This window comes from Streptomyces sp. NPDC054956, assembly GCF_053609185.1.
Genome location: NZ_JBSGXB010000194.1, coordinates 1 through 14,502, shown reverse-complemented (window position 1 = coordinate 14,502; position 14,502 = coordinate 1). Strand labels below are relative to the sequence as shown.

The 14,502-nt window shown below is 71.1% G+C and carries 13 protein-coding genes and 1 tRNA gene; 5 read left to right on the top strand and 9 right to left on the bottom strand.

Annotation, left to right across the window (positions count from 1 at the left end; genetic code table 11):
• Positions 1 to 58: 58 nt before the first annotated feature.
• The 5 genes from ACWGDE_RS25910 to ACWGDE_RS25890 all read right to left on the bottom strand — a co-directional run bounded on the left by ACWGDE_RS25910 (position 59) and on the right by ACWGDE_RS25890 (position 6,060).
• Positions 59 to 2,119, bottom strand: coding sequence for a phosphocholine-specific phospholipase C (locus tag ACWGDE_RS25910; protein WP_453391425.1), 2,061 nt, complete (start codon positions 2,117 to 2,119; stop codon positions 59 to 61).
• Positions 2,120 to 2,365: 246 nt separating this feature from the next.
• On the bottom strand, positions 2,366 to 2,959 hold the full coding sequence (locus tag ACWGDE_RS25905) for a GTP-binding protein (protein ID WP_453391424.1): 594 nt from the start codon (positions 2,957 to 2,959) through the stop codon (positions 2,366 to 2,368).
• Positions 2,946 to 3,314: a DUF742 domain-containing protein gene (locus ACWGDE_RS25900; RefSeq protein ID WP_453391423.1), complete on the bottom strand. Its 369-nt coding sequence runs from the start codon at positions 3,312 to 3,314 to the stop codon at positions 2,946 to 2,948. The genes ACWGDE_RS25905 and ACWGDE_RS25900 overlap by 14 nt, the downstream gene beginning before the upstream one ends.
• Positions 3,314 to 3,721 (bottom strand): roadblock/LC7 domain-containing protein, encoded by a 408-nt coding sequence (locus ACWGDE_RS25895; RefSeq protein WP_453391422.1) that lies wholly within the window; start codon positions 3,719 to 3,721, stop codon positions 3,314 to 3,316. The genes ACWGDE_RS25900 and ACWGDE_RS25895 overlap by 1 nt, the downstream gene beginning before the upstream one ends.
• Positions 3,718 to 6,060 carry a sensor histidine kinase gene (locus ACWGDE_RS25890; RefSeq protein ID WP_453391421.1) on the bottom strand — a complete coding sequence of 781 codons (2,343 nt, stop codon included), beginning with the start codon at positions 6,058 to 6,060 and terminating at the stop codon, positions 3,718 to 3,720. The genes ACWGDE_RS25895 and ACWGDE_RS25890 overlap by 4 nt, the downstream gene beginning before the upstream one ends.
• 483 nt (positions 6,061 to 6,543) lie before the next feature.
• Between ACWGDE_RS25890 and ACWGDE_RS25885 the strand changes: the two genes are divergently transcribed.
• The 3 genes from ACWGDE_RS25885 to ACWGDE_RS25875 all read left to right on the top strand — a co-directional run bounded on the left by ACWGDE_RS25885 (position 6,544) and on the right by ACWGDE_RS25875 (position 9,331).
• Positions 6,544 to 7,635, top strand: a complete 1,092-nt coding sequence (locus tag ACWGDE_RS25885; protein WP_453391420.1) for an endonuclease/exonuclease/phosphatase family protein — start codon at positions 6,544 to 6,546, stop codon at positions 7,633 to 7,635.
• Between the two features lie 178 nt (positions 7,636 to 7,813).
• The gene (locus ACWGDE_RS25880; protein WP_453391419.1) at positions 7,814 to 9,187 is read left to right on the top strand and encodes a hypothetical protein; all 1,374 of its coding nucleotides are present in this window, start codon (positions 7,814 to 7,816) and stop codon (positions 9,185 to 9,187) included.
• A 68-nt stretch (positions 9,188 to 9,255) separates the two neighbouring features.
• Positions 9,256 to 9,331 (top strand) — tRNA-Ser (locus ACWGDE_RS25875).
• 35 nt (positions 9,332 to 9,366) lie between these two features.
• Here ACWGDE_RS25875 and msrB read toward each other — a convergent pair.
• The 4 genes from msrB to ACWGDE_RS25855 form a co-directional block, all read right to left on the bottom strand.
• Positions 9,367 to 9,774: a peptide-methionine (R)-S-oxide reductase MsrB gene (gene msrB / locus ACWGDE_RS25870; RefSeq protein WP_453391418.1), complete on the bottom strand. Its 408-nt coding sequence runs from the start codon at positions 9,772 to 9,774 to the stop codon at positions 9,367 to 9,369.
• A 24-nt stretch (positions 9,775 to 9,798) separates the two neighbouring features.
• Positions 9,799 to 11,193: a UDP-N-acetylmuramate--L-alanine ligase gene (gene murC / locus ACWGDE_RS25865; RefSeq protein WP_453391417.1), complete on the bottom strand. Its 1,395-nt coding sequence runs from the start codon at positions 11,191 to 11,193 to the stop codon at positions 9,799 to 9,801.
• 88 nt (positions 11,194 to 11,281) lie between these two features.
• The gene (locus ACWGDE_RS25860) at positions 11,282 to 11,749 is read right to left on the bottom strand and encodes an indole-3-glycerol phosphate synthase (protein ID WP_453391416.1); all 468 of its coding nucleotides are present in this window, start codon (positions 11,747 to 11,749) and stop codon (positions 11,282 to 11,284) included.
• Between the two features lie 143 nt (positions 11,750 to 11,892).
• A complete protein-coding gene (locus ACWGDE_RS25855; RefSeq protein ID WP_453391415.1) occupies positions 11,893 to 12,666 on the bottom strand; it encodes a pyrimidine reductase family protein in 774 nt (257 codons plus the stop codon).
• 84 nt (positions 12,667 to 12,750) lie between these two features.
• On the opposite strand from ACWGDE_RS25855, the gene zapE reads away from it, so the two are divergent.
• Together zapE and ACWGDE_RS25845 are read left to right on the top strand one after the other, a co-directional pair.
• Positions 12,751 to 13,806, top strand: coding sequence for a cell division protein ZapE (zapE, locus tag ACWGDE_RS25850; RefSeq protein ID WP_453391426.1), 1,056 nt, complete (start codon positions 12,751 to 12,753; stop codon positions 13,804 to 13,806).
• Positions 13,807 to 13,868: 62 nt separating this feature from the next.
• Entirely contained in the window at positions 13,869 to 14,297 is a 429-nt protein-coding gene (locus ACWGDE_RS25845; protein WP_453391414.1) for an OsmC family protein, read from the top strand.
• Positions 14,298 to 14,502: the final 205 nt, after the last annotated feature.

Below are 14,502 nucleotides of genomic sequence, written 5' to 3'. Positions count from 1 at the left end.
CGCGTTGTCGGCCCCGCGGGCGGGTGGGCCCGGCGGTTCACCCGCCCCCGGGGAAGGCTCAGACCGTCTTGATCGCCGGGTCCGAGACGCCCGTCGCGCCGGTTTCCACGTGGCCGGCGAAGCGGCGGAGGAAGGTGGTGTCCGCGTCGGAGACGACCTTGACGTCGTACCAGCGGGCCGTGGAGCTCAGGTCCACCGTGTGCAGGGCCGTGCCGCCCGCCGCGACCCGCAGGACCTGCGCCGCGCCGCCGTAGGCGTTGGTCACCGTGAGGTTGACCGCGGCCGTGCCGGAGTTGGTCAGCGTCAGCTTGAGGTTGCCGGTGGCCGCGTCGTGGCGGGCCGTGACCTCGGGGCCGGCCTTCTTCGCCGGGCCCTTCCAGGTGCGCAGGAAGCCGTTCGGGCCCCAGACCGAGAGGTTGATCTGGTTGCCGGTGGAGCTGCTCGTGCTCCACGTGTCCGACAGGGTCTTGCCCGCCTCGACCGTGTAGGGCCAGGGGCCGTCCGTACGGTTGCCCGAGGTGCTGTGGAAGTGGGCGCCGAGGGAGGGGCCGGAGGCGAAGGTCAGGGTGAACTTGCCGGTGGACACGGTGGCCTTGCCGTCCACGTACGGCTGGTAGCCGAGGGCGCGGGTGGGCTTCGCGCCCGCTTCCTGCTTGGGCAGGGTGCCGGTCGCCGGCGGGACCGGGTGGTAGGACGGGTGGGCGTTGTGGTCCGCCGGGACGTACGCGGCCGTCGAGGGCAGGGCCGCCGGTGACGCGTCCGCCCGGCTGAAGTCGAAGGCCGAGGTCAGGTCGCCGCACACCGCGCGCCGCCACGGCGAGATGTTGGGCTCCTGGACGCCGAACCGCTTCTCCATGAAGCGGATCACGGAGGTGTGGTCGAAGGTCTCGGAGCAGACGTAACCGCCCTTGCTCCACGGGGAGACCACGATCATCGGGACGCGCGGGCCGAGTCCGTACGGGCCGGCCGCGTAGCCGCCGCCCCCGTTGTAGAGGTCGCCGGTGACGCTCGCCGTGGACAGGCCCCAGGCCGAGGAGGCCGGCGGGTACGGCGGGACGACGTGGTCGAAGAAGCCGTCGTTCTCGTCGTAGGTGATGAAGAAGGCCGTCTTCGCCCACACGTCGGGGTTGGCCGTCAGCGCGTCGAGCACCTGCGAGATGTACCAGGCGCCGAAGTTGGTGGGCCAGTTCGGGTGCTCGCTGAACGCCTCGGGCGCCGCGATCCACGAGATCTGCGGCAGCGTGCCGTTCGCCACGTCCGCGCGCAGCTTGTCGAAGTACCCCTCGCCCGCCTTGGCGTTGGTGCCCGTACGGGCCTTCTCGTACAGGGCGCTGCCGGGCTGGGCGTTGCGGTAGTTGTTGAAGTACAGCAGCGAGTTGTCGCCGTAGTTGCCGCGGAAGGCGTCGCTGATCCAGCCCCAGGAGCCGGCCGCGTTCAGGCCGTCGCCGATGTCCTGGTAGATCTTCCAGGAGACCCCGGCCGCCTCGAGGCGCTCCGGATAGGTCTTCCAGCCGTAGCCGGCCTCCTGGTTGCCGAGGACCGGGCCGCCGCCGACGCCGTCGTTGCCCGTGTAACCCGTCCACATGTAGTAGCGGTTGGGGTCGGTGGCGCCGATGAAGGAGCAGTGGTAGGCGTCGCACACGGTGAAGGCGTCGGCGAGCGCGTAGTGGAACGGGATGTCGTTCCGCGTCATGTACGACATCGTCGTGGCGGTCTTGGCCGGCACCCACTTGTCGTACTTGCCGTTGTTGTACGCCTGGTGGCCGCCGGCCCAGTCGTGGTTCAGGCCCTCGACGAACTGCATGCCGAGGTCGTTGACCTGCGGGTTGAAGGGGAGGATGTCCTTCGTCCCGTTGGACTGGTAGAAGACGGACTTGCCGTTGTCCTGCAGGACCGGACGCGGGTCACCGAAGCCCCGTACGCCCTTCATCGAGCCGAAGTACTGGTCGAAGGACCGGTTCTCCTGCATGAGGACGACGATGTGCTCGATGTCCTGGATGGTTCCGGTGGCGCCCTGCGCGGGTATCGCGGCGGCGCGCGCGATGCTCTCGTTCAGCATCGTGATCGCGGCGGTGCCGCCGGCGATCTGCAGGAACCTGCGGCGGTTGAGTTCTGCCATGGCGTGACGACCTCTGCGGGTGAGACGGTGAGGGGGGTGTCGGGGGGCGCCCCAAGAACAGCGGCCCCGGGGTACCGGTCGGCGTTGCTTTCGTGACAGTGGGCCGTACACCTGGAGAACGGAAGCCCTCGTACGCCGGTTCACGCCCCACGGACGTCTTCCCGCCACGTCCCGTACCGAATCCCGCCCCTCGCACCGGGCGTCACACCCGCCCCACCCCTCGCCTCACCTCGTCCCACCCGGGCGTCACGCCCCCGCCGCGGCCCCCGCGTTGACGATGAGCTGGTCGAGGAGCGCGAGCAGGCAGTCGCGGACGTCCTGGCGGGAGCGGGCGTCGAGCAGGAGCACGGGGGTGTGGGGATCGCGCAGGTGCAGGGCTGCCGCGATCTCCCCCGCGGTGTACGGCTGCTCGCCGTGGAAGCAGTTGGCGCCGACCACGAACGGCAGTCCGCGGCTCTCGAAGAAGTCGACGGCCGGGAAGGATCGGTCGAGGCGTCGCGTGTCGACCAGCACGATCGCCCCGAGCGCCCCGGCCAGCAGGTCGTCCCACATGAACCAGAAGCGTTCCTGGCCCGGCGTGCCGAACAGGTAGAGGACGACTCCGGCGTCGGGGAGGGTGATCCGGCCGAAGTCCATCGCCACGGTGGTGACCGTCTTGGACTCGATGCCGTCGAGGTCGTCGACGCCGACACCGGCGGCCGTGAGCCGCTCCTCCGTACGCAGCGGCTCGATTTCGGAGATCGTCTCCACCAGGGTCGTCTTGCCCACTCCGAATCCACCGGCGACGAGGATCTTGACCGGGGCTGATTTCGGCGGGGCGGACGTGTCATATCCGGGCAAGGTGGTCCCTGATTTTCCTGAGCAGGTGGGCGTCGGTGGTCTCGGCCACCGCCAGGGGCGGCCGGTGGTGGATGAGCCCGCGGTCGGCGAGTTCACCGAGGAGCAGCGTCATCGGGGTGAGGCGGATGTGCATCCGCGCCGCGATCTCGGCGACCGCCCGGCCGCCCGGCTCCGCGCACATGGCGAGGATCTCCTGCCACTCGGTGGGCAGGCCGGCGCGGGCCTCCTCGGCCACCGCCGCCGTGATGGTGGTGTCCATGGTGAGGACGGCGTGCGCCGCGGCCGTACGTCCGTCGGTGAGGGCGTACAGCCGCGTCCGGCGGGGGCGCGGGGGCTGTGGCTCGTCCAGCGGCATTATGCGGTCGGCAGCTGGCCGCGCTCGGGGGTGCCGAGCCACTCGCCGAGCGCCTGGGCCGTGCGTACGGCCTCGCCGCCCAGCTCGCCGAGCCGCGCCTTGCGGGAGGTCACCACGATGAGCGTGCTGCCCTCTCCGCATCCGACGATGCAGAGGTACCTGTCGTCCATCTCGACCAGCTGGCGGATGACGCGGCCGCCCTCGATCTCCCGGGAGATCGCCTTCATCGTGGCCGCGATGCCGGAGGCGGCGGCCGCCATGCGGTCGGCCTGGGACTCGTCCAGCAGGTACGCGCTGAGCTTGATGCCGTCGTTGGACAGGAGCACCGCTCCCTGGATGCCGGCGATCCTGCTCAGGTTGTTGTCGAGGACGCTGTAGATCACTTCGTGCGATGAGGTAGTCGTCATGGCCGATCCCGTCGGAGCTCTTCTTCCACTGTCTGGGTCCCGTGTTCGTAGTCCGCCCAGGCGTCCGCCACCTCTTCCGGTGTCGCCGTGTCCTGCCGTACGGGCGCTTCGGGTGCGCGGGGCTCCCGTAGCTGCTCGGCGATGTGGGTCTGCGGGACGCGCTCGGGCAGGGGCACGCGCGCGGGCAGCTTCGTGGCACGGCTCGGCAGTCCCGCGGCCGTGCGCGGGAGCGGCTCGGACACCCGCTCCTCGGGCCGGCGTACGGCCGGGAGGGCGGCGGGCACGAGCTCCGCGGCGGGCACGGGTTCCACGGCGGGCCCGGCGTCCGCGGCGGGGACGGGCGCGGCCACGGCGGGCACGCGCGCGGCCACGGCCGCGACCGCGGAGGCGGCCGCCGGCTTGGGCCCGCGCGGTGCTTCCGGCGCGGTCGCCACCAGCAGCTCCCCGGGGAACACCACCACCGCGGAGGTCCCTCCGTACACCGACCGGCGCAGGGTGACCGTCGCCCGGAGCTGGTCGGCGAGGTGTCCGACCACGAACAGCCCGAGCCGGTGCGCGTTCTGTGCCAGGACCGAGTACGGCGGCGCCTCGTGCAGGCGCCCGTTCATCTCCTCGTACCGCTCGGGCGACACGCGCGGTCCGCGGTCCTCGATCTCGACCGACAGCCCGTCCGCGACCAGTTCGGCGCGGATGACCACCGTGGACCGCGGCGGGGAGAACCGGGTGGCGTTGTCCAGCAGCTCCGCCAGCAGGTGGCTGATCTGGCTGATCGCGTGCGGTTCCACGCTGGTCTCGTCCAGGGCCTGCCGCTCGATCCGCCGGAAGTCCTCGACCTCCGAGGCGGCTTCGCGCAGCAGGTCGGCTATGCGCATGGGCTCGGTGTGCGGGTCGGGGACCTCGCCGCCCGCCAGGATGAGGAGGTTCTCGATCTGCCGCCGCATGCCCACCGTCAGCTGGTCGGAACGCATCAACTGGGCGAGCAGCGCCTCGTCGTGGCCGAAGGTGTCCTGGAGGTCCTCGGTCAGGCTCAGCTGGCGGCTGACCAGGTTTCCGGTGCGCGAGGCGATGCCCGTGGCGAACAGACCGAACCCGTGGCGTTCGTCCGCGAGCTGCCGGTGCCCGTCGACGGATACCGCGACGGCCCGGGCGAACGCGTCGCTGATGCGCCCGACCTCGTCCCGGTCCCCGCGCACCGCCGGCAGGGCCTCGACGTCGACGGACTGCCCGCGCTGGAGCCGGGCGACGACGTCGGGGAGGGTTTCCTCGGCGACGGTCACCGTGCGCTCGTGCAGGTCGTCCAGGCGGCGGAGCACCGATCGCGTGGTGAGGAAGACGATGACCACGACGACCAGCAGGCCGGCGCCGCTTCCCCCGATCAGCCAGGCGACCTCGGTGTCCAGCTCCGCGGCCTTGGCCTCGCCGCGCGTGAGCACCTTGCGCGCCCGGTCCACGTTGAGCGTGGCCAGCTGCACCGAGAAGTTCGCGTGCGCGGACCGCCAGCCGGCGACGTCGGCGGGCAGCCTGATGCCGGACGCCATGTCCGTGTGCTTGGAGACGATCGCGTTCTCGATGCGGAGCTTCGCCTGCCAGTCCGGGGAGGCGACGATCCGGTCGTAGAACACCCGGTCGCTCTCGGGCAGGAACGGCACGACCCACGTCTCGTACAGGTACCGGTGGGCTCCCAGGGCGCCGAGGAACTGGTCGAACCCGGCGGCGTTCAGTTCCCTGGACGGCCCGGCCAGGGCCAGGAGGGTGTCCTCGCGCGCCACCATCTCGGTGGCCGAGAGCATGGACACCACGGAACGGCTCTCCTTGGTGAGTTCGGCGTCCTCCGCGTGGCTGAAGTCCTGCTGGTACGCCTGGATGACCGCGCCGACCACCCCTGTGTAGTAGGCGAGCGTGCCGTCGGCGCCGCCGCTGCGGGCGTCCGCGCGCTGGCGGTACGCGCCCAGGCTGTCGAGCCGCCGGTTCACTTCCCCGAAGGCTTCGTCCGGGCCGGTGGCCAGCCGGCGGAAATCGGCCGCGGCCCGGTCCGTGGCCTCCCGCCGGTTGTTCAGCTCCGCCTCGGCGCCGGCGGCTCCCGCCCACAGCGAGGCGGTCACCGTCCGCTCGGCCTGCATGTCGACCATGAGGGTGTACAGCGGTGCGCCGATCCGCTCGGCGGCCGCGACGTCGGCCCGCAGACGCTCCGACTGCGCCAGCAGCCGCCCGGCGGTCACCGCCACTTGGGTGCCCATCGCCACCGTGGGGAGCACCGCCAGCCAGATGAGCAGGGTGCGCAGGCGCACGGTGCGCCGCCGCCGGGTCGTCGACTGCCCTCGTACGGCTTCGGGTTCCATGGGAGACATCGGTCCTCGGGAGCAGGAAGCTGCGGGAGCAGCCCAACGGCCGGACCTGGCACGGTCCTGGGAGGGACGGGCACAACCCTTGCGGCTGCGGCGGGATATGAGGGTGCCGATCATAACCAGCCACGCCGAAGAATCGGATAGGTGTCTTCCGCGGCCAAAGCGTGCTATTGGCGGCGGGTTTTCGCAGGCAAGAGACCTGATCGGAATCCAACCGCGACACCCCCGACACCACGGCGGGAAGCCACAACAGCCCCTCGCACGCCCGGACGCCCGGACGCCCGGACGCACGGCCTCGCGGCCGCCGGCAGCGCGGCGCTCACCGTGACCGCGCGCACTCGACGAGCTGCCGGAGGCGAGCCCGTCGAGATCGGCACGCCGAACAAGTCGTTCCCCGGCGTCGACGACCACCGCCCCGCTCCGTTCGACAGCCATGGCACGCCGCCGGAGAATCGGATGTGTGTAAGGAGATGCGCCATGAGCATCCGCATAGCCACTTTCAACTGCGAAAACCTCTTCCGAAGGCCCGTCGTCTTCGGTATCGGGAACGAAGCCTTACGCGACGCGGTGCTCGAGGACTTCAGGAAACTCGTCGAAACCCTCGATCACGCCACGTACACGGCCGACGACAAGACGAAGATCATCGAGCTTCTCAAGAAGCACAGCGTCGACGTCTCCCAGGAAATCTCCACCCAGACGATCCTGCTGAACGAGCCGCGCGGACGGGCCAAGCTGCTCACGGGCGAGGGCAGCAACATCGGGGTCAGGGACGAGGCCACGGGGCGGTCCGCCTGGGTCGGCTGGGCCGAACTGGTCACGGGCGACTTGAGCTGGGACGCCGTCAGGAACACCGCCAGGGTGATCGCCGAAGTGAACGCCGACATCCTGCTGACGGTCGAGGTCGAGGACCGGCTCACCCTGCACCGCTTCAACAAACAGGTGCTGGCGGGTCAGTTCGAAGCGGTGCCGTATCCGTTCAACATGCTGATCGACGGAAACGACATTCGCGGCATCGACGTGGGGCTGTTCAGCCGGTACCCGATCACGTCCGTACGCTCGCACATCTTCGACAAGAAGGGTTCCCAGGACATCTTCAGCCGGGACTGCCCGGAATTCGAGATCGACATCGACGGCGAACCGCTCTGGCTGCTCGGGAACCACTTCAAGAGCAAGCGCGGCGGCGGAGGCGCCGAAAAGCGCAAGCTCCAGGGCGAGCGCGTCGCCCAGCTCTACAAGGCCGCCCTGGCGCGCTCGGCCCGTGTCGTGGTCGCCGGGGACCTCAACGACACCCCGGGCAGCCCCCCGCTCGCGTTCCTCGAGGCCACCAGCCTGAAGGACGCGATGACCCACGACAGTTACGAGGGACCGCCCGGCACCCACGGGAAGTGCACGGATCCCGACGACAAGATCGACTACCTGATGCTCTCGCCGGAACTGTTCGCCAAGGTGGACAAGGTCGAGGTGGAGCGGCGCGGGATCTTCGAGTTCGGCACCCCGTTCAACACCGTGACCACACCCGGCAACCAGGCTTCCGACCACGCTGCCGTCGTCGCCGAACTCGACCTGTAAGCACCTGTCAGCACCTGTCAGCCCTGGCCGGGGGCCGGGCACCCACCCGGTCCGGAGCTTGTCCGCGAACTCGTCCAGCGTCACCGGACCCCAGCAGTCAATCGGCCCGTATGCGCGGAGAGGAGGACCGCCGGTTATCCGGTGGAGGTCCCGTGCGGGCGATGGCAAGGTGTGGCGCATGCCATCGCCCCATGCCGAGCAGCTGCTGCGCGAGTTGCACGCCTCGCTCGGGCTCCGCAAACGCCCCGAGGACATGGCCCGGCTGATCCAGGACCTGTTCGCCGCCCGAGAGGTCGCCCCCGACCCCGCTACCGCCGACGCCCTGGAGAAGGCCGCCGAGCATTCGCTGCACAGGCTGTGGCACGGCTACACCTCCATGCTCGAGGACTTCGCCCGACCCGTCGGCGCGCAGCGCCAGCTCGCCCGAGCCGGAGCGCTGTTCGCGTCGGTGCCCGCCATCCCCGAGGGAGCCGGAGACGATCCCGCGGAGATCGAGGCCGTGATCCGCCGGGCCGGCGAGGAGATCCACCGGCAGTACGGGGAGAACGACTTCGGCCTCGACCGGCTGAACCGGGCCGAGCGCGCCGAAGCCGGGATCGGCGAGGTCTCCAAGCGCCAGTACAACAAGCGCTTCCGGCTGCTGCGCCGCATGGAAGCCAAACTGGCCCGGCTCGTCCACGAGCAGCGCCGCCTCGAGGTCACCATGACAGGCAAGGGCGCGTTCGCGCACACCCTGCCGTACGAGCTGTTCGCCGCCGACCCGGACTCCGCGGCCTTCATCGCGTACCTCACGGCCCGCGCGAACATGCGCAGCATCTTCACCAACGGCCGGCAGCGCCGCCCGTACGACGAGATCGCCGACGCGCTGTTCCGGCGGCTGTGCGCGGCGCCCGAGCGGACGAACTGGTACGCCGTCGCACACGTGCACCCCATCACCGAGGTGTTGGGGCACCTCTCCGACGAGGAACTCACCGGGCTCCTGGTCCGCTGGAACGGCTTCCTGCGGACCGTGGCCGAGGCGCTGGAGGACGCCTGGAACCGCTCGCGAATCGAAGCCGCGAGCATGATCGTGCGGCGTGGCGACGACTCGTCGACGTGGAACCAGGCGGCACAGGCCTGGAGCACCGCCCGCGCGCACTGGTTCGCGCTGATGACGGAGCTGGGCCAGGAGGAGTTCCTGGACCGCGTGTGCCCGGGCAAGGTGCCCCGGCTGATGGCGGCCGACGTGGCCTACTGGCACCGCAGGAGCGGTCGCGGGCTGCATCCGGACACCTACGTGTGGGCGGAACTGCCCCGGCCGTGGGAGGTCCTGCGTGGCGAGAAGGACTGCCCCCGCTCACTGGTCGAGGCGGCCTGCAAGCGCAACGGGGTGGACCCGGTGGCCGGCGGCTGGACGGCGCCCCGGCCGGCCGCGCAGGCCGTCCGGTTCAGCCGTACGCCGGAGCTGGTGCACGGCGTGGCCGTCGCCGATCCCCTGATGGCGAGCGCCCTGCGGTCCGCCGGCGTGTTCTCCGGCCATGGCAAGCGAGCCGCCACCGAGGAATGGCTCTGACCTTGCGACCGTCCCGGGCCGCAAACCAGTTGCCCGGGACGTCCGCGCTTGACGAGAATCGAGGCGGCGGCGAGGAAGCTCTGCGGAGGAGCGCCCGGCTCGACTTCCGGGTGGACGCAGGTTCGAATCCTGCCCTTGCCGCCACCCCCACCACTACGTCGACTACCGCGGCCGGACCGTCAGCCCTCGTTCGGGGTCAGGCGCAGGGAGATGCTGTTGATGCAGTACCGCTGGTCCGTGGGGGTCGGGTAGCCCTCGCCCTCGAAGACGTGGCCCAGGTGCGAGCCGCACTTCGCGCAGAGCACCTCGGTACGGACCATGCCGTGCGAGATGTCGGACTTCAGCTCGACCGCCTCGGAGTCCTTCGGGTCGTAGAAGGACGGCCAGCCGCAGTGCGACTCGAACTTCTCCGTGGAGCGGAACAGCTCGGAGCCGCAGCCGCGGCAGGAGTAGACGCCCTCCGTCTTGGTGTCGGTGTACTCACCACGGAAGGCGGGCTCGGTTCCGGCGAGGCGCAGCACCTGGTACTCGGACGGGGTCAGCTCCGCCTGCCACTGCTCGTCCGTCTTCTCTACCTCGTACGACATGACTCTTCCGCTCCCTGAGAACCGTCAGCTGGACAGGCGGGCGAGGATCTGGGGCCCCAGGTCCGTGACGTCGCCCGCGCCCATGGTGAGAACGAGATCGCCGGGCTTGGCCATTCCCGCGATGACGTCGGCGACGGCGCCCTTGTCGTGTTCGGGGGTGATGTCGGCGCCGGCCGCCCGGGCGGCGTCGATGATGATCTCGCTGGTGACCCCGGGGACCGGGTCCTCCCGGGCGGGGTAGATGTCGAGGACCACGGAGGCGTCCGCGAGGGCGAGGGCCTGGCCCATCTCCTTGCCGAGCTCCTGGGTGCGGGAGAAGAGGTGGGGCTGGAAGACGACCAGGATGCGGGAGTCCCCCGCGGCGCCGCGGATGGCCTCCAGGTCGGCGGTCATCTCCGTCGGGTGGTGCGCGTAGGAGTCGATGACCTGGACGCCGGCCGCTTCGCCCTTGAGCTGGAGGCGGCGCTTGACCCCGGTGTACTTGCCGAGGGCGGAGGCCAGGTTGTGCGCGGGGATGCCGAGCGCGACACCGGCGGCGAGGGCCGCGACGGCGTTGTGCGCGTAGTGGCGGCCGGGAACCGAGACGGTGAAGGTGAGCATCCGGCCGTCGATGACGACCGTGACCTCGCTGGTCAGCCCGCGCGGGGTGATCTTGGTGATCTGGACGTCGGCGGTGTCCTCCTCGCCGTACGTGACGATCCGGAGCGCGGGGTTGCCGCTGACCCGGCCGGCGATCTCGGCGGCGCCCGCCTGGCCGTGGGCGATGACCAGGGTGCCGCCCTCGGGGATCTTGCCGACGAAGGTCTCGAAGGACTCGTAGATCTCCTCCATCGACGCGTAGTTCGCGTGGTGGTCGAGTTCGGCGTTGAGGATGATCGCGACCTGCGGCGTGTACTTGTGGAAGCTGCGGTCGCTCTCGTCGGCCTCGGCGACGAAGATGTCGCCCTCGCCGTGGTGGGCGTTGGAGCCGGGGGCGTCCAGGTCGCCGCCGATGGCGTACGAGGGGTCCAGGCCCAGTGCCGACAGGGAGACGGCCAGCATCGAGGTGGTGGTGGTCTTGCCGTGGGTGCCGGCGACGGCGATCGGGCGCAGGCCGTCCATCAGGCCCGCCAGGGCGTCGGAGCGGTGCACGACCGGGATGCCCAGCTCGGCGGCGCGGGCCAGCTCGGGGTTGTCGGCGCGGATGGCGCTGGAGACGACCACGCAGGTGGCGTCGTCGGCGAGGTGGCCGGCGGCGTGCCCGATGTGGACCGTGGCGCCGTGCGCGCGCAGCGCCTGGGCGGTCTCGGAGTCACGGGCGTCGCTGCCGGCCACCACCGCGCCGCGCTGGGCGAGGATCTTCGCGATGCCGGACATGCCGGCGCCGCCGATGCCGATGAAGTGGGGCCGTTCCATGGCGGTCGGCAGGCCGGGCTTCATTCAGGTAGCTCCAGGATCGAGGGCGTGCGGTCCGCTGGGTCCCGTCCGCCGTGCGCGCGGGCCCGGCGGAGGTTCAGCGGACTCCACCCTATTCCTTGTGGGCGAAGAGCTTGAGCACCGGAACGCCGACCTTGTGGCGCGCCCGGGAGGCCCAGTCCCGGTGGAAGAACTCCTCGACGTAGTGCGGAGCGGTCAGGACGATCACCTCGTCGGCGCCGGTCTCGTCCACCACCGCCTTGAGCTTGTCCAGGGGGTGGTCCTCGATGATCTGCCCGACGGCCTTGGCGCCCTTGGCGCGCAGGGACGCGAGGGAGTGTTCGAGAGCCTGTTCGGCGGGGCCGCGGGCGGCCTCGCCCTCCGGTTCGTCGCCCTCGCGGATGGCCTCGGGAAGCTCACCGAGCGCTACGTCGTCGATGGCGCGCAGCAGCCGGTCCCGGTCGCCGCGGGGTTGCATGAGGACGACGAAGGAAACCGACTCGTCTCCGTGGAGGGTGGTGACGAAGTCCACGTCGACGGGGGTCAGCGGCTGCTCGATCATCAATACGCTCGTGAACACGGACGCCCTCTCCTTCGTGGGCCGAGGCCGGCCGGCCCCTGCGGAAACCATCCTGCCCCGCTGTCACACGGGGCCCTGCCCAGTCATCCTGCCCAGTTATGTGCCCAGCGGAAGCTAAGCGGAACGAGAAATTCCGCCCCGCTTCAGATCCGACGGTAACGCGTGAAGAGAAACCCGGCCTCCTCCAGCAGGCAGGCCGGCGACAGCCGGTGCGGAACCGTGACGGAAGGCCCTCCGGAGATCCGCTGGGCGTCACCCGCCGTGAGCATCGGCGAGATCGTCAGGCACAGCTCGTCGAGCGCGTCGGCGGCCACGAACTGCCCCAGCAGCCTGGGCCCGCCCTCGGTGAGCTGGCGGCGCAGCCCGCGGTCCGCGAGCTCCCGTACGACGCGGGCCGGGTCCACGCCCGCCCCCTCCCCGGCCACCACGACCTCGGCCCCGGCCCGGGCCGCCTCGGCCACCCGGTCCGCGGGAGCGGCGGCGCCGGTGAGCAGCAGGGTGGGCACCAGCGGCGAGGTGAACAGGGGAGCCGCGAAGTCCAGGTCCAGGCTCGCCGTGATCACGGCGATGGCGGGCGCGGGGCCCTGACCGGCGGCGCTGCGGCGGGCCGCGAAGGCCTCCCGGGCCCGTGCGGGGCGGTAGCCCTCCTGGCGAACCGTTTCCGCACCGACGACCACCACATCGGCCAGCGCCCGCAGGGTGCCGAAGATCCGCATGTCGGTCTCGCCGGAGATGGGCTGCGAACGCCCGTCGTGCTGGGCGGCGCCGTCCAGGGTGGACACCATGTTGGCCCGCAGCCAGTGGCCGTCCGGGCCCAGGACGGGGTACGCGTACGCCTCCGCGAGCTCGTCCAGCGACCACTCCCGGTCGGTCTGGTCTGCTGATGTCTGATCGGTCACAGGGAACAGGCGGCGCATCGGTGCAGTGTGCCACGCCCCGTAGAGTTAAGAGCTGTGTCAACATCACTCTCGCCCTCAGCGTCAGCCTCCGGGCGGCCTCCGATAGCCGACGCGGGCCCGCAGGCCCTCTGCGCCCGCGAGCCGCGGGTGCCCGCCGAACGGCTGGTGGCCGAGATGGTGCCGCCCCCGCGTTTCGACTCGGTGCGTTTCGACACGTACAACCCGGACCCGGCCCAGCCGAGCCAGTCCGAGGCCGTCACCGTCCTCTCCGGCTTCGCCGCGGGCCTCGGCGGGGCGCACGCGAGCGGCGCCGGCAAGAAGCGCTGGTTCTCCAAGAAGCCCGCCGCCCCCACCGCCCCGCGCGGGGTCTACCTCGACGGTGGCTACGGAGTCGGCAAGACCCACCTGCTCGCCTCGCTCTGGCACGCCACCCCGGCCGAGCCCGCGCTCAAGGCCTTCGGCACCTTCGTGGAGCTGACCAACCTGGTCGGCGCGCTCGGCTTCCAGCAGACGGTCCAGACCCTGGGCGGCCACCGCCTCCTGTGCATCGACGAGTTCGAGCTGGACGACCCGGGCGACACCGTCCTCGTCTCCTCCCTGCTCAGCCGCCTGGTCGAGCAGGGCGTGGCGCTGGCCGCCACCTCCAACACCCTGCCCGGCAAGCTCGGCGAGGGCCGCTTCGCCGCCGCGGACTTCCTGCGCGAGATCCAGGGCCTGTCCGCGCACTTCCGGCCGCTGCGCATCGACGGCCAGGACTACCGCCACCGCGGGCTGCCCGAGGCCCCGGCGCCCTTCTCGGACGAGCAGGTCGCCAAGACCGCGTACGCGACGCCCGGCGCCAGCCTGGACGACTTCCCCGGTCTCCTCGAGCACCTCGCCCGGGTCCACCCCAGCCGGTACGGGGCCCTGACCGACGGCATAGCGGCCGTCTGCCTCACCGACGTGGGTCCGGTCCCGGACCAGTCGACCGCGCTGCGCCTGGTCGTCCTCGCCGACCGCTTGTACGACCGCGAGATACCCGTGCTCGCTTCCGGCGTCCCCTTCGACCGGCTCTTCAGTGAAGAGATGCTGAACGGCGGCTACCGCAAGAAGTACTTCCGCGCCATCTCGCGGCTCACCGCGCTGGCGCGCGACGCGAAGCCCCTGGTGTCCCAGTAGGTTTGGAGGCGTCGGCCCGTTTCCGCGAGCCGGCCGTTTCCACTTCTGCGAAGGGATCCACCATGGCTGCCACACGCAACGCACACGCCGTCTGGGAAGGCGACCTGTTCGAAGGCAAGGGCGTCGTCACGCTCGACTCGTCCGGCCTCGGCAGCTACCCCGTCTCCTGGCCCGCCCGTACCGACGAGGAGGCGAACGGGCGCACCAGCCCGGAGGAGCTCATCGCCGCCGCGCACTCCAGCTGCTTCAACATGGCCTTCTCGAACGGCCTCGCGAAGCTGGGCAACCCGCCGGCCAAGCTGACCACCTCGGCGGCCGTCACCTTCGTCCCGGGCAAGGGCATCACCGGGATCCACCTCACCGTCGAGGGCGACGTCCCCGGCCTGGACAACGACGCGTTCGTCGCCGCGGCCGAGGACGCCAAGAAGAACTGCCCGGTCAGCCAGGCCCTGACGGGCACGACGATCACGCTCAGCGCGAAGCTGGCCTGACGGTTCCCTCGGGGCGTCTTGCGGGCGGGCCGGGCCTGACCGGCGGACGCCCCCGGGTCGGTTCCGGACCGGGCCCAGCCCGGACCCGGGCCGGCCCGACCGGCGTCGCCGGATGGGCCGGCCCGTTTCCGGCTCGGCCGCCGTCGCCGAGCGACCCGGACCGGTTCCGGGTCGGCCGTCGTCACCGGGTGGCTCGGCCCGGTTC